General features: G+C 37.9%; 20 protein-coding genes, 1 tRNA gene and 1 pseudogene. 6 read left to right on the forward strand and 16 right to left on the reverse strand.

The features are described 5' to 3' along the window. Positions 1-104: 104 nt before the first annotated feature. The 6 genes from AC3B5B_RS00105 (at position 105) to AC3B5B_RS00130 (ending at position 4,813) form a co-directional block, all read left to right on the forward strand. Complete coding sequence (locus tag AC3B5B_RS00105) at positions 105-464, forward strand: helix-turn-helix domain-containing protein (RefSeq protein ID WP_489768990.1); 360 nt, start codon at positions 105-107, stop codon at positions 462-464. Position 465: 1 nt separating this feature from the next. Beyond that, complete coding sequence (locus tag AC3B5B_RS00110) at positions 466-1,209, forward strand: ImmA/IrrE family metallo-endopeptidase (protein WP_489768991.1); 744 nt, start codon at positions 466-468, stop codon at positions 1,207-1,209. 125 nt (positions 1,210-1,334) lie between these two features. Beyond that, positions 1,335-1,952: a DUF3862 domain-containing protein gene (locus tag AC3B5B_RS00115; protein ID WP_489768992.1), complete on the forward strand. Its 618-nt coding sequence runs from the start codon at positions 1,335-1,337 to the stop codon at positions 1,950-1,952. A 91-nt stretch (positions 1,953-2,043) separates the two neighbouring features. Then, positions 2,044-2,481, forward strand: a complete 438-nt coding sequence (locus tag AC3B5B_RS00120; RefSeq protein ID WP_489768993.1) for a hypothetical protein — start codon at positions 2,044-2,046, stop codon at positions 2,479-2,481. Between the two features lie 118 nt (positions 2,482-2,599). After that, a complete protein-coding gene (locus tag AC3B5B_RS00125) occupies positions 2,600-3,571 on the forward strand; it encodes an Abi family protein (protein WP_489768994.1) in 972 nt (323 codons plus the stop codon). Between the two features lie 111 nt (positions 3,572-3,682). Further along, on the forward strand, positions 3,683-4,813 hold the full coding sequence (locus AC3B5B_RS00130; RefSeq protein ID WP_489768995.1) for a site-specific integrase: 1,131 nt from the start codon (positions 3,683-3,685) through the stop codon (positions 4,811-4,813). A 141-nt stretch (positions 4,814-4,954) separates the two neighbouring features. Here AC3B5B_RS00130 and AC3B5B_RS00135 read toward each other — a convergent pair. The 16 genes and pseudogenes from AC3B5B_RS00135 to nusA form a co-directional block, all read right to left on the reverse strand. Continuing rightward, positions 4,955-5,043 (reverse strand) — tRNA-Ser (locus AC3B5B_RS00135). Between the two features lie 21 nt (positions 5,044-5,064). Further along, a complete protein-coding gene (locus AC3B5B_RS00140; RefSeq protein WP_489757563.1) occupies positions 5,065-5,577 on the reverse strand; it encodes an adenine phosphoribosyltransferase in 513 nt (170 codons plus the stop codon). Positions 5,578-5,597: 20 nt separating this feature from the next. Further along, a complete protein-coding gene (gene recJ, locus AC3B5B_RS00145; RefSeq protein ID WP_489768996.1) occupies positions 5,598-7,910 on the reverse strand; it encodes a single-stranded-DNA-specific exonuclease RecJ in 2,313 nt (770 codons plus the stop codon). A gap of 12 nt (positions 7,911-7,922) precedes the next feature. Next, on the reverse strand, positions 7,923-8,582 hold the full coding sequence (locus AC3B5B_RS00150; RefSeq protein ID WP_489757561.1) for a class A sortase: 660 nt from the start codon (positions 8,580-8,582) through the stop codon (positions 7,923-7,925). A gap of 57 nt (positions 8,583-8,639) precedes the next feature. Further along, entirely contained in the window at positions 8,640-10,475 is a 1,836-nt protein-coding gene (gene lepA / locus AC3B5B_RS00155) for a translation elongation factor 4 (protein WP_489757560.1), read from the reverse strand. A 394-nt stretch (positions 10,476-10,869) separates the two neighbouring features. After that, the gene (dnaJ, locus tag AC3B5B_RS00160; RefSeq protein ID WP_489768997.1) at positions 10,870-12,006 is read right to left on the reverse strand and encodes a molecular chaperone DnaJ; all 1,137 of its coding nucleotides are present in this window, start codon (positions 12,004-12,006) and stop codon (positions 10,870-10,872) included. A gap of 207 nt (positions 12,007-12,213) precedes the next feature. Beyond that, complete coding sequence (gene dnaK, locus AC3B5B_RS00165) at positions 12,214-14,061, reverse strand: molecular chaperone DnaK (protein ID WP_489757558.1); 1,848 nt, start codon at positions 14,059-14,061, stop codon at positions 12,214-12,216. Between the two features lie 27 nt (positions 14,062-14,088). After that, complete coding sequence (grpE, locus tag AC3B5B_RS00170) at positions 14,089-14,697, reverse strand: nucleotide exchange factor GrpE (protein WP_489768998.1); 609 nt, start codon at positions 14,695-14,697, stop codon at positions 14,089-14,091. 11 nt (positions 14,698-14,708) lie between these two features. After that, positions 14,709-15,785, reverse strand: coding sequence for a heat-inducible transcriptional repressor HrcA (gene hrcA, locus AC3B5B_RS00175; RefSeq protein WP_489768999.1), 1,077 nt, complete (start codon positions 15,783-15,785; stop codon positions 14,709-14,711). 92 nt (positions 15,786-15,877) lie between these two features. Next, positions 15,878-16,822, reverse strand: a complete 945-nt coding sequence (gene ribF / locus AC3B5B_RS00180) for a riboflavin biosynthesis protein RibF (RefSeq protein WP_489757555.1) — start codon at positions 16,820-16,822, stop codon at positions 15,878-15,880. Between the two features lie 7 nt (positions 16,823-16,829). Further along, positions 16,830-17,729 carry a tRNA pseudouridine(55) synthase TruB gene (truB, locus tag AC3B5B_RS00185; RefSeq protein WP_489769000.1) on the reverse strand — a complete coding sequence of 300 codons (900 nt, stop codon included), beginning with the start codon at positions 17,727-17,729 and terminating at the stop codon, positions 16,830-16,832. 107 nt (positions 17,730-17,836) lie between these two features. After that, entirely contained in the window at positions 17,837-18,187 is a 351-nt protein-coding gene (rbfA, locus tag AC3B5B_RS00190) for a 30S ribosome-binding factor RbfA (RefSeq protein ID WP_489757553.1), read from the reverse strand. A gap of 11 nt (positions 18,188-18,198) precedes the next feature. After that, positions 18,199-20,913: a translation initiation factor IF-2 gene (gene infB / locus AC3B5B_RS00195; RefSeq protein ID WP_489757552.1), complete on the reverse strand. Its 2,715-nt coding sequence runs from the start codon at positions 20,911-20,913 to the stop codon at positions 18,199-18,201. 13 nt (positions 20,914-20,926) lie between these two features. Beyond that, entirely contained in the window at positions 20,927-21,232 is a 306-nt protein-coding gene (locus AC3B5B_RS00200) for a L7Ae/L30e/S12e/Gadd45 family ribosomal protein (protein WP_489757551.1), read from the reverse strand. Next, positions 21,229-21,537: an RNase P modulator RnpM gene (rnpM, locus tag AC3B5B_RS00205; protein WP_489757550.1), complete on the reverse strand. Its 309-nt coding sequence runs from the start codon at positions 21,535-21,537 to the stop codon at positions 21,229-21,231. Before rnpM ends, AC3B5B_RS00200 begins: the two co-directional genes overlap by 4 nt. Before the next feature lie 24 nt (positions 21,538-21,561). After that, a pseudogene (gene nusA / locus AC3B5B_RS00210) lies at positions 21,562-22,644 on the reverse strand (transcription termination factor NusA); the annotation flags it as partial. Positions 22,645-22,647 lie beyond the last annotated feature (3 nt).

Consider the following 22,647-nt stretch of genomic DNA (forward strand, 5'->3'; position numbering starts at 1 on the left):
TTTTAACTTAAGCTTATTTTATTGCTTAATTACTTGATGAATTAATAGTAACCCAATTGTCTAAAATTATCAAGCTAATTATCTAAAATTTAGGAGATTTTTTTATGACTTTATTTGATAACGTAAAAAGTATGGCTAATGAGCGTGGTTTAAGCTTACTTAAATTAAACGAACAAGCAGGATTAGGAAAAAACGCAATATATAAATGGAAAACTCAAACTCCTTCCACTAAAAATTTAACAAAAGTAGCTAAAGTACTAGGAGTTACGGTTGATCAATTAATAGATGAAAATAAAAAAAATACAAGTGATGACGATTTTTATGAATTAACCAAAGGACTTTTCAGATCTGTAGCTAAAGGAAAAAAATTAGATTCAGAAGAAACTGAAGAATTAAAAGATGACTTCAAAGAATATTTAGAATTTCGTGCTAATAAATTAAAAAATAGAAGGAACAATAAATAATATGGCAAATCTTTTAAAATCAAAAAAAATGGCACAGACAATAGAAAGGATAATAAACAACAATACCAACAAATCTTTAGCCGATTATTCTGCACAACCATATTTAAAATTATTTATAGATAATTACAGCCAATATATGGAATATGAATTTAAAAATGAAAGTATTTTAGGACATACTCTTACAGACGACTTAGGAACATCAACTACTATTAATTCTAATATTAATGATCCCACCAGAATGGCATTTACACAAGCACACGAATTAGGTCATCTATTTTTACATCAAAACGAATTGAAATTAGGTAAAGCTTTTTTTCATCAAATGGGTGATTATATAAAAGATCAAGATTATGCAGAAAAAGAAGCTAACTGCTTTGCCGCTAATCTTTTAATGCCAGATGATGTTTTATACGCAGTAATGTATGAAGGAAAAAGTAGAAAAAATATAAAGTCAACTCAATTTATATCCTATGAAGCGTTTGGATACAGATTATATGATTTTCTCTTAAATAAGCTTCTTTTACCTAAAGATTATGCGCAAAAATTAAAAAAAGAATTTATGAATTCTTTACCCGGTCACGACAAAGAAAGCATATTATCAAAATCTTGGAAAAGGTTAATTGTTTTTGACTACAATGACTATATCGACTACGACAAAAAGATATCAGATGCAGATGTAACTAAAACTAATATAAATATTATCAATAATTATTATTCTATTAGTAAGAGTGATTTTTCTTTATAATTTTTGTAAACGTTATATGAATAATATCCAATAGTTTAATTCAATTGCAATTTATAGGATACATTTTTAATTAAATAGTCCAAATACTGACGACTTTAAAAGCTGATACTTAGGGGGAATATGTAATGAAAAGTACAACTAAATTATCTATTGTAGGGTTATTAGCAGTGGGACTTTTAGCAGGATGTGGAAGTAATTCCAGTTCTAATAAATCCAATAATTCAGGTAACAAAACGGAACAACAGGCAAAAGCCGATCCTAAAAAGAATGGTCCAACACTGAATGATTTTAATGCTATTCAATTAGGTACAGATAATGGTACTTCAGATACTGACATTGTTAATAAATACGGTCAACCTAATACAACTTCAAGTCAAGCCGTGGGACCCATTCAAGCTGATGACAAAATTTGGAATAAAGTTAATGGTGGTGGATTAGGTTCTACTTTTACAGTCGGATTTTCTAATGGTAAAGCTGTCTTAAAAGCTATTACTGGATTAAAAGTTAAACGTGATAAAAAAATCACTCTTGAAGATTTTAATAATATCCAAAACGGACAATCGGTTGATGATATAACTAAGAAGTTCGGTCAACCTAATGGCTATTCAGAAACTAACGCCGCTGGCCAAGAAGCCAAAGATTTAACTTATACTTCTGATATTCAAGGAAATATCGGCGCTAATATGGTAATTACGATAGTTAATAATGCTGTTACAGGTAAGACTCAAACACAGATGAAATAATATTAACTCTTCCCCACTCTGGGGAATTACATAGGTCCAACAAAGCTGATGACGGTAAAAGCTGAAAAATAAATAATAGAAAGACAATTTTATGCAAAAAAAAGAATTCAAAATAGCCAGAATTTTAAGCGAGCAACAAGTAGTGATTAATGGCGGTAAAAACGATGATATTCATATAGGTCAAAAGTTTGAGATATTAGATACAAAAGCCAATATTGTAAAAGATCCTGTTACTCATGAAATTTTGGGTTCTTTAGGTACAGCAGTTAAAGCTACAGTTGTTGCAGTTAAAGTACAGAACAAATTAACTATATGTAAAAGTGATATGACGTCCATGACACAATTGGAAATTGATAGACATGTTCAAGACACTTTTGATAGAGCAATTAGAAATATGAGTGCATTTACCATTGCCACTTCAAAAACAAATGCCAATTTGAACGTTAAAAAAGATCAAATTGATCCAATAAAAAAATCCGAACATTCTAGTAATCCTATTGAAATTGGTGATTTGGTCATGAAAGTTTAAGCTTTACAATTTAATAAATACTTGATATCATGGAATCAATTAAAAGCGTCCGCGTTTACAAAACGGGCATATACCTCATTGATTCTAATAATCAATGAGGTTTTTTGTAGGAGTTAATATGCCGGAATTTAAAACATACAGTTCATTATATAAGGATTTAAAAAGAGACCATCCAGAATTAAATCTACATGATTTTGATGAATTTAAATATAGTATCGAACATTACTCATACTATGACTTGATAAAAAATTTAGGCAGTAAAATAACTGTAGGGATAGAATTTGACGAATTAACAAAATTATTTATTATCCAAAGAAATTTCAAAGATATTCTTTTGAAATATATTTTAAGATTTGAAGTAAATTTCGAAGAAACTCTGGGACATGAATTGGGAATGCATTATGGAAATGATTCACTAGACATTTTTACAATGCAAAATCTGAAATCAAACAACAAATCTTATAAGCAAAAAGAAATAAAATTTTATACGAATAAGATCAATACCCCTAAAAAGGGTAGCCTGATTGAGCATTATTTACAAAATAAGGGTATAGTTCCACCATGGATACTTACTAAAGATTTAACATTAAACCAACTTAACACATTGTTCAGAATAACTTATGTACAAAAAAATGTTGTTTCTAAAATCATATATAACATAGATGATGGTAGCTACCTTAACGATTATTTTATAGATTTTTTCAACTTTTCCATTGAAATTATCTGCCAGTATAGAAACATATTTGCGCATGGTAATGTTATAGTGAATCCTTCAAGAATAAACAATTATGTTATAAATAGAGAAACATTTAGATTATTTTCAAACAATAGAGCAGTAAAAAAGTTATATGATCCCAAAGGGAATTTTCCCATGTTTTTGATCTCTATTTATATAATTTTGCCTTTAACAGAAAGATTAAATTTACACACTGAATTGCAAGGCATTGTAGATAAAGCGCTAAAGGATCACCCAATTAATGGTCAATACCTATTAGATAGTATACAAATAAATAATGAAACGCTTGACACCATAATAGACATAGAAGGTATGGATCGATTAAACAGCCCGTATCACCTACCTTTATATTAAAAATAGCCATATCCCTCACCTTCCAAGTCCAGGATATGACTAACGTGAAAAACATACATATGGTATGCGCTTTTCGTGTACCATTTTAACAAATAACTGGAGGTAAATTCAATGGCAACATTCACTAAAAAAGGCAAAAAATGGATGGCTCGTATTAGCTACAAAGATTCAAATGGTAATTACCAACGTAAAAATAAGGGCGGCTTCGATACAAAGAAAGAAGCTCAATTATATGCTAATGAATTTGAGTTAAGAGCAGCCGATGGCCCAATTTCAACTTCTGGTAAATTAACTTTGCCTGAATACTTTTGGAACTGGTACAAGACGTACAAAAAGCCTAACGTCACTGATCGTACTCAAAAAACATATACTCATTCCTACCATGTTTTACAAAAATATTTTAATGAGTATCCAATTGAAGAAATTACCCGCCAGCAGTACCAAGAATTCCTGTCTGATTTCGGTTCTAATCATTCCAAGTCAACTATCAGTAAAATTAATTCTCTTGTTCATGCGTGCGTAAAATCAGCCTTATACGACGGTGCTGTTAAGAAAGATTTTATTCAAAATGTTACTGTTGTTTACGATAAAAACCGAACACGAAAAATTGAATACTTAAATATGAATGATTTAAAACAATTAGTTGACTATTTAACCAATTCTCTTAACCCACACTTTACATCTAAGTACATGATTTTATTGGCAATCTATACCGGTATGCGTCTGGGAGAAATTCAAGGGTTGAAATGGTCAGATATTAACTTTCAGTTCAAAACTATTACAGTTAAACGGTCATGGCATGAAGGGTTAAAGCAATTCAAGGAAACCAAAAACGAGTCATCTAAACGAGTTATTAGAGTGAACAATACAATCTTGGATATTTTAAAGCAATTAGATCACAGTGATAAAACTAAACAAGTTTTTATTGATCAGTACCAAACGGTGCCAACTTCTGCTGCCGCTAACAAAACATTACATCAATCATTACAAGAAGCTGGTATTAATCGCCAAGGTTTTCATTTTCATTCATTAAGGCATACGCACGTTGCTTTTCTACTATATAAGAAAATTAATTTATACATTATCTCTAAGCGCTTAGGCCATAAAGACATGACCACAACTATCAGAGTGTACTCATATTTGATTGACGAGTACAAAACTCAAGCTGATCAAGAAATCGAAAATGTCCTCAATAGCCTAGAATCAAGCGGAAATAATCAAGAAGTTTTGGTGCCAAATTAGTGCCAAAACTTTTTAAATTTAAAATATTTTAAACACTTTGTTGTTTTTGAATAACATCTTACAAACGTTGATTTAACAACATCCACATCACTTTTGAGCAAAATAAAAAAGGCTTAAAAGCCTTTAAAAAACGTGTCTAAAAGGAGAGTACAGGATTTGAACCTGCGCGCCGATATCGAATCGGTTCGCCGGATTTCGAGTCCGGTGCATTACCACTCTGCCAACTCTCCATAAAAAGCAGTTAACCTGCTTTAATATTGCATTAAAGTAAACATATCATAGTTCTTAATTTTATCACGACCATGAAGCTCTGTCAATTCGATCAAGAATGCAGTTCCAACCACAATTCCCCCTAATTCTTCAACCAATTTAATGGTTGCAGCTAAGGTACCACCAGTGGCCATCAAATCATCAACCACTAAAACTCGTTGTCCTGGTTGTACGGCATCTTTTTGCATATACAACGATGCCTGACCGTATTCCAAATCATAAGAAACAGAAACTGTCTCACGAGGAAGTTTTCCCTTTTTACGTGCTGGCGCAAAACCTACCCCTAATTTATAAGCTACTGGGCAACCCACAATGAATCCCCGCGCTTCCGGACCAACAATCATTTCTGTTTGCTGCTTTTTAGCATATGCGGCAATTTCATCAGTTGCCTGCGCATAAACGGCACCATTATGCATTAATGGCGAAATATCACGGAATAAGATTCCTGGTTCAGGAAAATTAGGAACATCTGCTACATACTTCTTAAAATCCATATAACTCTCCTTCGATAGTTCTAGCTTTGTAATTTAATAACATATTGCACTAATTGTTGAAAATCCGAATCAATTAAAGTCTGAACAATCTTTATCTGGGCTTGATTTTGCTGATACAACGGTGATTCGTTCAGTTGTCGTGCCGGTATCGTAGCCGGCCATTTTAACAAGCCACTGTCTATTGTAACAAACTTCAACTCAGAAAACACTTTAATTATTAATTTAATTTGTGAATTATTTAGTTTCAAGTACCGAGCTACTACTGGTAAATCTTGTACTTGTAACTGCTGATGCGTCACTAAATATTTTAAAGCTAAATGCCATTGCTGTGGCGTAATCATCAATGGTTGCAAGCGATTTTTAAAAATAAAAATCAATTTTGATAATTGTGGCAACTTAACAATTAAATTTTCAAAATCCTGAATATGTTGTGGGCAATCCATTAAAACTGCCATTTTTAATTGTTGTACTTCTGCTGAAGCTAAATAAGTCAAATAACCGGGCATTTGCTGTACAAAATGCTGGCGATTTTTGTCCTGAAAGAAGAGCAGCGGCGTGGCATTAGTTATTTGGCTTAACGAACTAATCCCGCGCGCATCAATAAATTGCTGTTGTTGTACCACCAGCTGTTCCAATTCATTAGCCAGTTTGACATCGACTACTTTTAATTGCACTGTGGGTTGGCGATGCCAATTGTTAATCATGACCGTGCCATATAAAACTTGAATGGAACTCGCAGCTAATTGCTCCTTATACTGACCCCAATTGAACGCCAAACATTCGAGTTGTTGATCTACCAGAAATTTCAAATGCGTTTGCGTTTTTTTACCCAAAAATTCTACTTGAGCATGCTGAAAATTAATAATCTTGAACATGGGCTGAGAATTGCCCTGCCCAAAAGGCGCTAACCGCCGCAGTTGCTTGTAAAAATCTAATGACAAATCCGTCGCTGCTACTGTTAAATCATACGTTTGTTGGGGCTTTTGCGTTAAATCTAGTTGTAAAGCTTGTGGTAATTGATTTAACCGTTGTTTGAGTTGCTCTAACAAAGCTGCATCTAACGTTAAACCACAAGCCTGCGCATGACCACCAAATTTTTGATATAAATCGGCTTGACTTGCTAGCGCCGTATATAAATCAAACTGCCCATTACTGCGCCCAGAACCAGTGGCCACCTGGTGTTCATCAATATGAAACACTAAGGTGGGACAACCACTTTGTTGTAAAACTTTACCAGCTACAACTCCTAAAATTCCTTGATGCCAATCTTCAGCAGCCAAAACTAAGACGTGTTGTCCCGCCGCCAATTGCTCTTGTGCCTGTTGCCAAGCAGCTGTAAATACTTCCTGTGTTAAATCTTTACGTTGCTGATTAAACTGATCAATTGTTTTCGCCAAACTTTGCGCTTGCTCTTCATCGAAAGTTAACAATAAGTCGACCCCTTTTTGAGCCTGATCCAACCGACCTAACGCATTTAACCGCGGAGCAATTTGAAAAGCGACATCATCTTCATTTAAAGTAGACCAGTTCAAATGGGCCACTTTCGCTAATGCCGCTAAGCCGCTGCGTTCTTGAGTCTGCATTTGTTGTAACCCAAAAGTAACAATAACGCGATTCTCACCTACCAGTTCCATCACGTCAGCTATCGTCCCGATCGCTGCCAAGTCTAATAAATCAACGGGGACTTCATCCAACAAAGCACTCGCGACTTTAAAAGCTACTCCCGCACCCGACAAGTATGGACAAGGATATGCCGCTTGTTGATTGGTGGCTAAGGCTGGGTGCACAATCGCTAACGCTGCCGGTAATTGTTTCGGCAGTGTATGATGATCCGTAATAATGACATCAACGCCGTGCGCGTTTGCATATGCCACCTCTTGCACACCAGTAATGCCGTTATCGACAGTAATGATTAATTGGACTCCTTGAGCAATAAACTGTTGGTAACGTTTCAGGTTTGGACCATAACCATCTTGAAAGCGATCCGGAATAAAATAATCCACTTGACCACCCAAATTAGTAATGGCTTCTGTCAAAATAGTCGTACTAGTAATTCCATCAGCATCATAATCCCCATAAATTAAAATTTGCTCTCCAGCAACAATTGCTTGAGTAATCCTATCTATTGCTGGCTGCATATCATGCAAAAGGTATGGGTCTGCTAACTGTTTCAGATCTGGTTGTAAAAATTGTTGAATTTCTTGACTAGTTTTGATCCCACGTTGATTCAGTAGTTGCACCACAAATAACGGCAACTGGAGTTTTTGAGCCAATTGCTTTAATTGAGCTGTTTGGTTCAAATCGGCTTTTTGCCATTGATATAGTAAACTCAAATTTTTTAACCTCTAATCAAAAATTGCTAAAGTTGCGCGATTAGCCACGCGGGCTTTAACCAAATTGCCTTGAACAATCCACCGATTCGCACCGCCATCGGCACAGGTAATCAAACTAATCATTTTCTGCTTACCTTGATCATCAATCCGCCAAGTGGCTTTGGGTGAAATAACTTGCTTTAAAGTAATTTTATACGTATAAACGCTGGATAAGTCGGTTATATAAATTAAATCCCCAATTTGCGTATTAGAAATTGGCGAAAATAAGGCGCCCTTTTGGGTCATATAATGACCAGCTAAAGCATAATTACCCTGCCCCATTTTTTCATCAGGTTTCATAGTGCCCGCTCCGGTCGCTAAAGCATTATCGTCAATTCCCTTAACAATCGGCAACTGCAAATTAACGGACGGAATAGCAATTTTGCCAATCATGGGGGCATTTTTTTGTACACTGGCTTTCGCCACTTGTTGCACACTAATAGATTTAACTTTAGAAAAATCAAAGGAAGCTGATTTTAAATTATTCTGATGAACCTGTTTAGCTGTCAAAGATGACAAACTTTGCTGTGATAATTGACGAACCATAAAAGACTTAATTTGCCCATTAAAAATTAATGCTAATGCTACTACCAAAATAATGAATGTTCCGCAATATTTTACAATTTTTTTCATGGCTTACCCCTGGACCTGCCTTTGAAGAATCAAATTAACTTTGCCAAAACAACTGAACTATTTTTGTAAATCATCATCATCCATTTGTAAAACTGCCATAAAGGCTGCTTGGGGAACAGTCACACTCCCCACTTCTTTCATGCGTTTCTTACCCCGCTTTTGTTTATCTAATAGTTTATTTTTCCGGGTTTGATCCCCACCATATAGTGGTCCGGTCACATCTTTACGATAAGCTTTCACAGTAGAACGCGCCACAATCTTATTACCAATCGCCGCTTGAATAGCCACTTCAAATTGCTGCCGGGGAATAATTCCCTTTAACTTTTGGACAATTTGCCGTCCCCGCCGATAAGCAAAATCTTCATGGACGATAAAACTTAACGCATCAACGGGTTGTGAATTCAATAAAATATCCATCTTAACCATTTTCGAAGGTTGATAGCCAATAATTTGATAATCTAAGGAAGCAAAACCACGCGTATTAGACTTTAAAGTATCAAAGAAATCATAGATAATTTCGGCTAATGGTAAACGATAAACTACATTAACGTGGTAATCATCCAAATAATCCATCGTATCAAATTGGCCCCGCTTGCGTTGAGCCAATTCCATCACTGCGCCGACATAATCTTTCGGAACCATAATTTCAGCTTTAACCATCGGCTCTTGAATCTCCTGAATTTCCGAAGGATCCGGCATTTGTGATGGGTTATCAATAATCTTCGTCGTTTGGTCCGTCAAAATTACTTTATAGTTAACGGACGGAGCTGTCATGATCAAGTCCAAGTTAAATTCCCGTTCAAGCCGCTCTTGAATGACATCCATATGCAATAAACCTAAAAAACCGACCCGAAAACCAAACCCTAAGGCTTGGGAAGTTTCAGGTACAAATTCCAGGGAAGCATCATTCAATTGTAATTTCTCTAATGACTCACGTAAATCGCCGTATTTGGCATTATCTACCGGATACATACCAGAATAGACCATTGGGGTAATTTGCCGATAGCCAGCCAAAGCTTGGGCGGTCGGCTGCTCAGCTAGAGTAATCGTATCACCTACTCGCGTATCTTGAACACTTTTAATACTAGCAGTAATATAACCGACATCACCGACACTCAAGAATTCCCGTGGAACAGCTTTGGGAGACATGACACCCACTTCTGTGACTTCAAAAACTTTGCCATTACTCATTAATTTAATGTGATCACCAACTTTGACTTGGCCATCGAAAATTCGCACGCTTAATACCACACCACGATAACTATCGTAAACAGAGTCAAAAATTAAGGCCTTTAACGGAGCCGTCAAATCGCCTGTCGGTGCTGGCACATCTTGCACGATCCGTTCCAATAAATCAGCAATGCCTAAGCCACTTTTGGCACTTGTTAATACAGCATTCTCGGCATCAATGCCAATCATATCTGTAATTTCTAATTTAACACGTTCCGCATCCGCCGATGGTAAATCAATTTTATTAATCACTGGCACAATCTCTAAATCATTATCAACCGCTAAATACGCATTCGCCATTGTTTGTGCTTGCACACCCTGCGCAGCATCCACTACTAATAAGGCACCTTCGCAAGCCGCTAAACTCCGCGATACTTCATAAGAAAAATCGACATGTCCGGGGGTATCGATTAAATGAAACGTGTAAGTATGCCCATCTTTAGCTTGATACTTCAATTCAACTGCGTTTAATTTAATCGTAATCCCTCGTTCACGTTCAATATCCATGTCATCCAAAACTTGATTTTCCATATCTCGTTGTGAGACAGTATCTGTTAATTCTAGGATTCGGTCGGCAATCGTCGATTTACCATGGTCAATATGAGCAACAATGGAAAAATTACGAATATATTTTTGTTTATTTTCTAAATCAGATTGTGGCATATTATTAATCCTCATTCCAAATTCACATTTATAGCTCTCTTGGTTTACTATATCAAAAATTTCCCGCTGACAAAAGACCATTCCCCGGCTAATCTCCAGCTCGTGAGCACGATAATTGTAAACTAATTTTTCCTGCGACGCACTGACGTCTTAATTACAAACAAGGACCTAAAGCCATCAACAGCTTTAAGTCCTGCAATTAATTTGCAACTGGTTACTTGAGTAATCAATTTAATTTTTGATAAATTATCACTAAAAATTGGGACGACAGTCGCACAACTCGCTTGAATGAACTAGTCTGCGCCTCAATTAAACAATTTACTTTTTGAAACACAATAATTAATTTTTTGAGCAAAATCGCTAACCTGATTGACTAATCGTGTAAACAGGTCACTTATTTAAACTTATCTTTCATATTGTCACGCATCCGCTCAAAGAAATTTCGGTCCTGTTCTTTGACCTTAGCACCACCTAATTGTGCAAAAGTCTGTAAGGCTTCTTTTTGTTTTTCATTTAAGTGCTTGGGGGTCACGATTTCTACGCGAACCTGTTGATCACCGACACCACCATGCAAACCAGGTACTCCTTGCCCTTTAAGTTTAAAGACCGTTCCTGACTGTGTGCCAGCCGGAATTCGCAATTCCACTTGTCCACGCACCGTTTTGACTTTAATCTCATCACCTAAAGCGGCTTGTGGGAACGAAATCGTTTCATGTGAGTAAATAGTCGTATCATGCCGTTCAAAATGTTTGCTGGCTTCAACTTCAAACGTGACAAACAAATCACCATAAGGACCTTTATTATCACCAGCAGCCCCCTGACCATCTAAGCGCATCCGCTGCAAATTATCAATTCCTGCAGGAATATCAATTTCGACTGCATGACTTTTGGTAATCTTGCCCCGTCCATGGCAAGTAGGACACTTTTCTTCAATTTCTTGACCAGTTCCACCACAGACATCACAGACTTGTTGACTCTGCATCATCCCTAATGGAGTCCGCTGGTTAACGGTAATATGTCCGCTTCCCTGACATTTATGACAAGTTTTGGGGCTTGTCCCAGCCTTGGCCCCTGAGCCCTGACAATCTGGACATTGTTCACTGCGATTGTAGCGAATCGTCTTTTTACCACCGAAAATAGCTTCTTCAAAAGTAATTTTCATCCGGTATTCCAAGTCTTGGCCCTTCCGTGGAGCGGTAGGATCAGCTTGGCGCCGACTGCCGCCACCAAAAAACGAGTCAAAAATATCGCCAAAATCGCCGAAGCCATTCGTATCAAAACCACCGAAGCCTTGACCACCGAAACCTTGGCCGCCAGCTTGCTGATCAGTGGAACCGTATTGATCAAACCGGGCTTTTCTTTGCGGATCTTTCAAGATTTCGTAGGCTTCATTAACTTCTTTAAACTTTTGTTCCGCATCAGGTGCTTTATTCAGGTCGGGATGATACTTTTTAGATAATTTACGGTAAGCCCGCTTAATCTCGTCTTCTGAAGCGTTGCGGTCCAGACCTAAAGTTTCATAAGGATCCATATCTGACTTAACCTTTCTTTCAATAACTAAAATTTTCCCAAAATCACAAACTAGCACTTTTAAACACTAAAAGAGTCAAATTCTAACGTCCAAACCTGGATTTAGTAATTTGACTTTTTTAGATACAAACTTTGAACTTTTAATCTAGGCCGTTAATTCTAACAAGTAGCTACACCCCAAATAATGGTTCCAAGTTAATTCGCGCTCTTATTTGTTTTTATCAGGGTCAACTTCCTTAAAATCGCCATCTACGGTACTATCGCCATCATTCTTAGCATCAGAATTATTAGCGTTCGCATCACCTTGGGCTTGTTGCGCATCTTGAGCTTGTTGATACAATTTCACTGATAAATCTTGAACAATTTTATTCAAATCGTCCTTCTTGGCTTTCATTTCTTCCAAATTATTGTCAGCTTGGGCTTTCTTCAAAGCTTCTTTTGCATCTGTAGCCTTCTTAATTTCATCTTCAGAAACTTTACCTTCTAAGTCTTTCAAAGTCTTATCAGTTGTAAAGATCAATTGATCAACTTCGTTACGCAGATCGGCTTCCTCTTTGCGCTTCTTATCAGACTCTTCATTTTCTTGAGCTTCTTTTTTCATCCGCTCAATTTCTTCATCGGATAAACCAGATGAACTCTTAATTGTAATCTTCTGTGATTTACCAGTGCCTAAATCTTTTGCAGAAACATTAACAATTCCGTTTTTATCAATATCAAACTTAACTTCAATTTGTGGGACGCCTCGCGGAGCAGCAGGAATATCTGTTAACTGGAACCGACCTAAAGTCTTGTTATCAGCGGCCATCGAACGTTCACCTTGTAAAACATGAATGTCTACTGCTGGTTGGTTGTCCGCAGCTGTTGAAAAGACTTGTGACTTGCTGGTTGGAATTGTCGTATTCCGATCAATTAACTTAGTGGAAACACCACCCATTGTTTCAATTCCTAAGGATAATGGCGTAACATCTAACAAGACCACATCTTTCACATCGCCAGTAATCACACCACCTTGAATGGCTGCTCCTAAAGCAACAGCTTCATCAGGGTTAATCGAATGATCGGGTTCTTTACCAGTCCATTGTTTAACTGCTTCTTGTACCGCAGGAATCCGGGTTGAACCACCGTTTAAAATAACTTTATCAATATCAGAACTGCTTAAATCGGCATCTTTTAAAGCATTTTGTACCGGAATCTTTGTCCGGTCAACTAAATCAGCTGTTAATTCATTAAATTTAGCGCGCGATAAAGTAGTCTGTAAATGCAACGGGCCAGCAGGGCCAGCAGAAATAAATGGCAAACTGATTTCCGTTTCACTCACACCAGATAAATCTTTTTTCGCTTTTTCAGCAGCATCTTTCAACCGTTGTAAAGCCATCTTATCTTGTGATAAGTCAATTTGATTTTGCGCTTTAAAGTCAGCGACTAACCAATCCATAATAGCATTATCAAAGTCATCGCCACCTAAATGGGTATCACCATTAGTTGACAATACTTGGAAAACGCCATCGCCTAATTCCAAAACGGAAACATCAAAAGTCCCACCACCTAAATCGTAAACTAAGACCTTTTCATCGGCATCACTTTTATCTAAACCATAAGCTAAAGCAGAAGCTGTTGGTTCATTAATAATCCGTTTAACATCTAAACCAGCAATTTTACCAGCATCTTTGGTAGCTTGCCGTTGTGAGTCATTGAAGTAAGCTGGTACAGTAATTACCGCTTCAGTAACTTCTTCACCCAAATATTTTTCTGCAAAGTTTTTAATGTATTGCAAAATCATGGCCGAAATTTCTTGTGGTGTATATTCTTTGCCATCAACATTGACTTTATAGCCAGCTTCACCAATGTGGCGTTTGATAGAAGAAATCGTATTCGGGTTGGTAATTGCTTGCCGCTTAGCCACTTCACCAACTTGTGTTTCACCATCTTTAAAAGCAACTACTGATGGTGTAGTCCGGCCGCCTTCTGGATTAGCAATAATCTTCGGGTCGCCACCTTCTAAAACAGCAACTGCTGAATTAGTTGTTCCTAAATCAATTCCGATAATTTTTGACATTAATTAAACCTTCTCCATTAAATTAATTTATTGTGCCACAACAACCATACTTGGCCGCAAAACGCGATCTTTTAATTGATAACCGGCCTGTAATACTTGCACCACTGTGTCTGCTGGATGCTCATCATCACTTGCTACTGTTTGCACCGCCTGATGAATCGTCGGATCAAATTTTTCATTCAAAGCTTTAATTTCAGTAATATCATTTTCCGCTAATGCTTGCTTCAAATGTTTTAAAACCATCTGCACACCAGTAATTAAGCCGTCATTGGTCTGATCGGCACTACTTGCTTGTAGTGCACGTTCTAAATTGTCAATTGATGGTAAAATAGCTGTCGCTAACTTTTGTCCATCATACTTAATTAAACTAGCCTGTTCTTGTTGATTATGCTTTTTAATATTTTGAATTTCCGCTTGTAAGCGTAACTCCTGATCTTGACTTGCTTTTAAATCTTTTTCTAATTTTTGATTAGCATCTAATAGTTTGTCTACCACTTCATCAGCAGCTGGCTTGGCTGTGGCTTGTTCATCCTGATCTTTGCTGGATGCCACTTTTTCTTGATCATTAGCAGTTGCTTTTTTTGCTGAAGCTTTTTCTGAAGGAAACTCTTCCGGATCTATTTCGGGTTTCGTCATAAACACGCCTCCTAACTTGAATTACCATTTAGTTCTTGAAAATAATCAATTAACCGCTTTGCCAATTCATAACGTAAAGAGGTAATTAAACCAATCACTTGTGAATAAGGCATATTAGTGGGACCTAAGAGGGCAATTAAGCCATCACCGTGAACGCCCACACTATATTTGGCGGTAATCAAACTATAATTATTCAATATTTGCGGCGCTAATTCAGCACCCAAATGGACCTTAATTCCTTGATTATTAGAATCATCGTCACTGAGATTCTGATCCATTCCCAAAAGCTTGGCTAAATTATGGTCACTGTCAAACAATGAATACAAACTCTTTAAACTGTCACTATTACGGGTATCAACGTAGTTAAATAAATTAGATTTACCGTCCACAAAGAAATGATCGGCGGCAACTTTATCTAAGATATCATCAAAAATTGACAAAAAACCATCTGGAGTCTGTAAATATTGTGCCACCAGTTTAGGAAAATCAGTCTTTAATCGCTTGGAAACCTCATTCAAAGTCTGACCTACTAATTGATCATTAATAATGCGTACGACCGCTTCCAAACGATCAGCCGCAATATCTGCTTCTAAGCGATACACTTGATTATAAACAGCTCCATCACTAGTTACCATAATAGCCATGACTTGACTGTTACCCAAGTCTACAATTCGAAAACCAGTTAAAACAGTATTATCACTCTCAGGTCCTAAAGCAATGGCCGTATAACTTGTCAAAGTTGAGAGAATTTTAGCGGACTGCGCAACAATCTCATCAATTTTGGTAAAGCGTTGTTTGGCAAAATCAGAATGAATGATTTCTGAAGTTTGCTCCGAAACATCTATCGGCGTTAACAGGTGATCCAAATAGTACCGATAACCACTATCTGAAGGCACCCGTCCTGATGACAAATGAATCTTTTCAATCAGACCCAAACTCTCTAAATTTGCCATGTCATTGCGAATAGTTGCCGAACTCACATGAATTGGTAACCGATCCATTAAAGCCTTCGAGCCAATAGGTTGCCCCGTTTCAATATATTGTTGAACAATTGCCTTTAAAATTGCAGCTTGACGATCAGTTATCAAACCAAATCACCTCGCTTTTAGCACTCTTGATATATCAGTGCTAACAATGTTAAATATAGCAAGCTATTAGCACTATGTCAAGTTAGTTGCTATTATTTTCTGAAATAATTTTCGGTAGCTTGCTGATCTTGTCGTAATTGCTGCACCAATGCCGGGGCGTCAGCAAATTTAATTTCAGGACGTAAATATTTTAACCACTGAATTTGGACTTCCTGACCATAGAGATCTTGATCAAAGTCTAAGAGATTAGCCTCTACTGTGACCGGATTATTGCCCCTTTTAAAAGTCACATTTCGGCCAACGGAAGTCATCGCTGGGAACCAGTCATCACCAACTTTGACTCGTGTGACGTAAACACCCAAGCTAGGAACTAATTGCTCTGCGCTTAAAGCTAAATTAGCTGTGGGAAAACCCAACTGCCGCCCCATTTGATAACCGTGAACCACTGGACCTTGGTTTTGGTAATTATAACCCAATAATAAATTAGCGTGTTGAATCTGATCCGTCTGTAACGCTGTGCGAATATTAGTAGAAGAAATTTTTTCATGATCGAAATTTAAAGAAGGAATCTCTACAATTTCAAAGCGTTGTTGGACTAACTGGCGTAAATACGTCATGGTCGCAATCTCTTTGGGGCCAAAGGTCCAATCAAAGCCGGCCACTAAAGTTGTAATATGCAAGCGCAACAAAAAATCTTCGACAAATTTTTGAGGTGCTAAATGCGCCAAAATGGGATTAAACTCTACTACATAGACAATATCTACTTGTAATTCTTGAAACAATTCTAGTTTGCGTTGAAATGGCGTCAGATACTGGAACGTTCCCGTCACTTTTTGCGGTTGATAAACTTCAATAGGATGGCGGTCAAACGTCAAAACTGCCGCTGGTTGTTGCCGCGTATGCGCCAGCCGTACTGCCGTTTTAATCACATTTTGATGACCGAGGTGCACGCCATCAAAAAAACCCGCCGCTAAAACTTGCCGTGCCGGAATTTTCAACTGCTGCTGAAAGGGATATTTTAAAATTTGAACTTCCACGATTTACTCACCTATCATTTTTTAAAAGCATAATTTGCGGAACATAGTTCTGATTTTGTAAACGATACAATGCTTTGACTTGATGCTGCCAAGTCAGTAAGACCTGTTCCTCAGTTGAAGGCAACTGAATAGCACCGCCGTTTTGCACCACTTGCCATTGCGCAGCAGTCAATTCATACAGTGGCATTTGGTCTGTAAAAGCTGCATTCAACGGCAAACAAAAATCCATTTGGTCTTGAGCCAACTGCAATTTGATTTGTTCTAAAGTCCATGTCTCCTGTAGTTTAAAACCACCACCATAAGTTCTCGTTAAACGACTCATGTGCGCCGGCAAATGAAGATATTGCCCTAATTGCACGGCCAAAGTCCGAATATAGGTGCCTTTACTGCACCGCACTAAAAATTCACAAGTTTGTTGCTGTTGCACTTCATCAAATTGACTGGCCGCCAATAAATCAAATTGTTTAATCGTTACTTGCCGAATCGGACGCTCCACTTCCTGATGAGCTCGGGCATATTCATACAGCCGTTTACCGTTAACTTTCACCGCCGAATACATTGGCGGTTGTTGCTGGATTAAACCCGTTAAACTTTGCATTCCTAATTTAATCTTCTCATCGGCAATTGGTGCTCGTAATTTTGTCTGCGCAATGACTTCACCACTGGCATCTTCAGTTGTCGTCGCACTGCCAAAAGTGATTTGACCTTGATAAACTTTGTCAGAATTTAAGAGCCAATTAACTAACTTCGTGGCTTGACCAACACAAATGACCAAGACACCATCGACATCGGGATCCAAAGTACCAGTATGGCCAATCTTTTTTTCATGTAATAACTTCCGCAATTGGTACACGCAATCCGCACTAGTCACACCGCGTGGTTTATACAGGGGAATAATACCATTCATTATCATAACCTCATTAATAATTTAATTAACTAATTTAGTATAGCATTGCCTTAACTAGAAAGATTTTCCGCAATACAATTATATGTAACAAAAAAGCCGCTAAGCGACTATTTGTCTGATTCATTTAAATGGCGTAACAATTCATCAATATGTTCACCATACCGAATGGAATCATCTTGTTTAAAGATTAAATCTGGAGTTTTATAAATTGATAAACGGTGTCCTAATTCGCGCCGAATCAAGCCTTTGGCTTTATTCAAACCAGCAGTAGCTTTTTGCGCCGCACTAGCGGTCTCTGCCAAAACACTGAAGTAAATTGTAGCTTGCTGTAAATCGCCAGTTACCTCGACTCCCGTAATAGTTACTTCCTTGACACGCGGATCACGCACCCGTTTTAACAAAATATCATTAACTTCTCGTTGGATTTCTTGTTCAACTCGACCAACACGATATTTCATTACAACACCTCCTACTTGACAGGAACTTCTTGCATGACATAAGTTTCAATCTGATCATCAATCTTAATATCATTATAATTTTCGATCATCAAACCACATTCAAAGCCTTGCTTAACTTCCTTAACATCATCTTTAAAGCGTTTCAAAGAGGCCAGTTTGCCTTCATAAACGACAATTCCGTTACGGATTAAACGAACTCCGCTATCACGTTGAATCAAGCCGGTATCCACAATGCACCCAGCAATCGTTCCTAATTTAGAAACTTTATAAGTTTCCCGTACGGTCAAATTACCAGTTACCTTTTCTTCATAAACAGGCTCTAGCATACCCTTCATGGCTGACTCAATTTCATCAATTGCGTTATAAATAACATTATGCAACCGAATATCAACACTTTCACTATCAGCTTGAATTTTAGCTTGCACGGTTGGCCGCACATTAAAACCGATAATAATGGCATTACTTGCCGAAGCTAAAGTAACATCACTTTCATTAATTGCCCCTACGGCAGCATGGATAATATTGACCCGCACACCTTCGACTTCAATTTTTTCCAAACTATTGCGCAAAGCTTCCACAGAGCCTTGGACATCAGCTTTAATCACGACGTCAACTTTCTTCATATCATTTTGTTTCATGGTATCGAACAAGTTATCCAAGGTGACCGCGTTAGTCCGCTTGCGTTCTTCCATTTGTGCTCGTTCAGCACGTTCTTCACCAGCAGCCCGGGCTGTCTTTTCATCTTCAAAGACCACAAACTTATCGGCTGACTGTGGTACATCATTTAAGCCAGTAATCATCACTGGTTGTGATGGTAAAGCAGACTCAATTTGCCGACCACGATCATCCGTCATTACTCGAACACGACCAAAGGTATTCCCCACGACAATTGGATCACCCTTGTGTAAAGTTCCTTGTTGCACTAATAAACTAGCAACTGGACCGCGGCCTTTATCTAAGCGGGCTTCAATTACGGTACCCACGGCTTTTTGTTGTGCGTTAGCTTTTAACTCTAACACGTCAGCTTCTAATAAGACCATTTGTAATAATTCATCAATGCCCGTGCCTTGTTTAGCAGAAATATTAGCAAAGATGGTATCACCACCATAGCTTTCAGGAATCAAACCATAATTCATTAATTCTTCCGTCACATGCTGGGGATTAGCATCTGGTTTATCAATCTTATTAATAGCGACAATAATTGGATCATTAGCTGCCTTGGCATGATTAATCGCCTCAATTGTCTGGGGCATTACACCATCATCGGCCGCTACTACTAAAATAACAATATCGGTAATATCAGCACCACGCGCCCGCATGTTAGAGAAGGCTGCGTGTCCTGGGGTATCTAAGAAGGTAATTAAGCGACCATCTAATTGAACTTGATAAGCACCAATATGCTGGGTAATACCGCCCGCTTCACCTGCCGTGACGTGACTATGCCGTAAATTATCTAATAAAGTAGTTTTACCATGATCAACGTGACCCATGATCGTAACTACTGGTGGCCGATTAGTCAAATTATCAGTATTATTGACTTCATCTTCAAAGAAGGTATCCAAATCGGTAATATCTTCTTCAACCTTTTCTTGCGCATCAATGCCATAATCGGCGGCCAAAATTTCAATTGTATCTTTATCTAAGGATTGGTTTTGATTAACCATCACACCCAACATAAATAACTTTTTAACAATTTCAGCTGGTTCCCGATGTAAAATTTTACCTAAGTCTTGCGCATTCATGCCGACTGAGTATTCCAAAACCTCTGGTAACGGCCGTTCTTTCCGTTGTGGCATTGGCTTTTTCGGTTGACTAGCTTGTTGCTTGCGTAATTTACGCTTGTTTTTATGCTTGGGCCGATTGCGATAATCAATATGCTCATTTTTGCGACGATTGTTCGTAAACTCATGTTGTCGCTTATTATTATTATCCGAAGTAGTTTTTTCAGCAGTCGGTTGCGTTGTTGGGCGATTAACCGTTGGCTTTTGCGTCGTAGTTGGCTTCCGCGTAACTTGTTGATTACTACTATTATTCCGATTACGGTTAGCACTTTGACTGGAATGATTAGTAGTTGGTCTTTGTGAGCGTTGTTGAGTTGCACGCTCATTAGCACGCTTTGCTCTTTGCTCTTTTTGTCGCTGTTCATGATGCCGTGCTTGTTCGATTGATTCCACGGAAGCTTGCGCATTTTGTTTATATTGCGCTAAATGTTTCCGCCCCGCACTAGCCCGATTCATCATGGATGAACGCCGGTCATTATTTAAATTACGATTGCGATTATTAGTGCGCGAATTATTTGGTCGCGCATTCGTGTTATTACGATTTTGATTAGTACGACCTTGATTATTATTAGTCGTCACTGGACCACGACTGTGTTCATTATTTTGATGTGTACGGTGCTCATTACCATTATTATTATGGTTATTATTAGAATGCTGGTGGTTCTTCTTAACATCATTAGGTTTAGGCGCATGCCGGATAGCTGTAACTTTAATTTTTGTTTTTCCTTTACTTTTAGCATTAGTCGTATCTTTCGATACTGGTGATTGAGTTTTTGGAGACTGATTAGTTGAACGTACAATCTTAGTTAAATCATTTAATTGTGCATCATCTAAAACTGCCATATGGGACGAGATTTCCATATGATGCTTGCGGGCTATATCCACCAAATCTTTACTTGGAACATGGAGCTCTTTTGCTAATTCATAAACTCGTTTCTTTCCCATAAATTCACGCTCCTTAATTATTTGTTATTAATTCTTGAAATCGTTGAGCAAATCCCCGATCGGTAATGGCAATGGCTTTAGTTGCCTGACCAATTGCCTGACTGAGTTGAATTTGATTAAAGGTCTGATCAAATGGGATTTGCTGTCGCTTGAGGGTTGTTTGAAATGATTTTTGAGCCACAGCCCCAGTATCTGTTGCCAAAAAGACAAAATAGACCTGACCATTTTTCATGGCTTTTAAAACTAATTCTTGGCCAGTAACAATTTTACGGGCTCGTTTCGCCAGACCCAAGAAATTCAAAATACGTTGTTGTGTCAATGTTTTTTACCTAGTTCACCAAACAAATCTAACCGTGCTTTTTGATGATCGACATAATTATATAGCTCTTCATAAAACTCAGCTGTCAACTTCGTTTTTAAAATTTCGTCTAACTTATGATCTTTTTGTGCCTGCTTAACTGCTGCGGGGTCTAACCCCACATAAGCTCCGCGCCCTGGCTTTTTGCCCGTTTCGTCAACGCTAACTTCGCCGTCTTTGTTCCGAACAATCCGGACTAACAAACGTTTGGGGGCCATTTCATTAGTTAAGACATCTTTACGCATCGGTACTTTTCTCGTTTTCAAACAACCACCACCTTAATTCATTTAATCAAGATCCTCTTCATCGACTTCATCGCCTGCTTCATCAACAAATTCCACTTCTGATTCAGGCTTAATATCAATCTTAAAACCAGTTAATTTCGCAGCCAAACGTGCATTTTGACCGCGTTTACCAATGGCTAAAGAGAGATGATAGTCGGGGACAATGACAATACAAGACTTGGGATTCGTCTCATCATCAAATTGAACGGCAATCACTTCCGCAGGGTTTAAAGCATTGGCAATAAAATCAGAAGGATTGGGCTCCCATTTAACAACATCAATATTCTCGCCGTTTAATTCATCAACAATTGCTTGTACTCGCTGGCCTCGTGGTCCCACAGTCGTACCGACAGGATCAATATTTTCATCAGTTGACCGTACCGCAATTTTGGTACGATCGCCCGCTTCACGTGCAATCGAAACAATTTCCACGGTTCCATCATAGATTTCCGGAACTTCTTGTTCAAACAAGCGTTTCACTAGGCCGGGGTGCGACCGAGAAACGAAAATTTGTGGTCCCTTAGTAGTATTGTCAACTTTAGAAACATAAACTTTAATCCGATCTTGAGGTTGGTATGATTCATTCGGAATTTGATCTTTTCGTTCCATCACCGCCTCAACGCGTCCAAAGTTAATGTAGACAAAGCGATTATCGCGCCGCTGAATCACACCTTGAATAATTTCATCTTGGTACTGACTATATTCATTATAAATGTTATTCCGTTCTGCTTCACGAACGCGTTGCATCACCACTTGTTTGGCCGTTTGGGCGGCAATACGGCCAAAGTTTTTCGGAGTGACTTCTTCGTTAAGATGATCGCCTAATTCATAGCCACGATTCACCTGTTGAGCATCAGTTAAGCTGATTTCCAAACGTTGATCTGCTACTTGCTCCACCACTTCTTTGACTGTGTAAATATGAAAATCGCCTTTTTTATCGTCAAATATTACTTCGACATTTTGGGCTTGACCATAATTTCTTTTATAAGCTGATTTTAAAGCATCTTCCATTGCATCAATAATTAATTCTTTAGAAATACCTTTTTCTTTTTCTAAGGCATCTAGTGCTCCCACTAATTCTTTACTCATAAC

The organism is Bombilactobacillus sp. ESL1187, assembly GCF_058107155.1.

What these genes read in the sequence shown, in the direction of transcription:
- AC3B5B_RS00125 (WP_489768994.1), top strand. Translation starts at nt 2,600, where the DNA reads ATGCCGGAATTTAAAACATACAGTTCATTATATAAGGATTTAAAAAGA.
- truB (WP_489769000.1), bottom strand. Translation starts at nt 17,729, where the DNA reads ATGAATGGTATTATTCCCCTGTATAAACCACGCGGTGTGACTAGTGCG.
- AC3B5B_RS00150 (WP_489757561.1), bottom strand. Translation starts at nt 8,582, where the DNA reads ATGAAAAAAATTGTAAAATATTGCGGAACATTCATTATTTTGGTAGTA.
- AC3B5B_RS00130 (WP_489768995.1), top strand. Translation starts at nt 3,683, where the DNA reads ATGGCAACATTCACTAAAAAAGGCAAAAAATGGATGGCTCGTATTAGC.
- lepA (WP_489757560.1), bottom strand. Translation starts at nt 10,475, where the DNA reads ATGCCACAATCTGATTTAGAAAATAAACAAAAATATATTCGTAATTTT.
- dnaK (WP_489757558.1), bottom strand. Translation starts at nt 14,061, where the DNA reads ATGTCAAAAATTATCGGAATTGATTTAGGAACAACTAATTCAGCAGTT.
- grpE (WP_489768998.1), bottom strand. Translation starts at nt 14,697, where the DNA reads ATGACGAAACCCGAAATAGATCCGGAAGAGTTTCCTTCAGAAAAAGCT.
- AC3B5B_RS00110 (WP_489768991.1), top strand. Translation starts at nt 466, where the DNA reads ATGGCAAATCTTTTAAAATCAAAAAAAATGGCACAGACAATAGAAAGG.
- rbfA (WP_489757553.1), bottom strand. Translation starts at nt 18,187, where the DNA reads ATGAAATATCGTGTTGGTCGAGTTGAACAAGAAATCCAACGAGAAGTT.
- AC3B5B_RS00115 (WP_489768992.1), top strand. Translation starts at nt 1,335, where the DNA reads ATGAAAAGTACAACTAAATTATCTATTGTAGGGTTATTAGCAGTGGGA.
- dnaJ (WP_489768997.1), bottom strand. Translation starts at nt 12,006, where the DNA reads ATGGATCCTTATGAAACTTTAGGTCTGGACCGCAACGCTTCAGAAGAC.
- infB (WP_489757552.1), bottom strand. Translation starts at nt 20,913, where the DNA reads ATGGGAAAGAAACGAGTTTATGAATTAGCAAAAGAGCTCCATGTTCCA.
- AC3B5B_RS00140 (WP_489757563.1), bottom strand. Translation starts at nt 5,577, where the DNA reads ATGGATTTTAAGAAGTATGTAGCAGATGTTCCTAATTTTCCTGAACCA.
- AC3B5B_RS00105 (WP_489768990.1), top strand. Translation starts at nt 105, where the DNA reads ATGACTTTATTTGATAACGTAAAAAGTATGGCTAATGAGCGTGGTTTA.
- AC3B5B_RS00120 (WP_489768993.1), top strand. Translation starts at nt 2,044, where the DNA reads ATGCAAAAAAAAGAATTCAAAATAGCCAGAATTTTAAGCGAGCAACAA.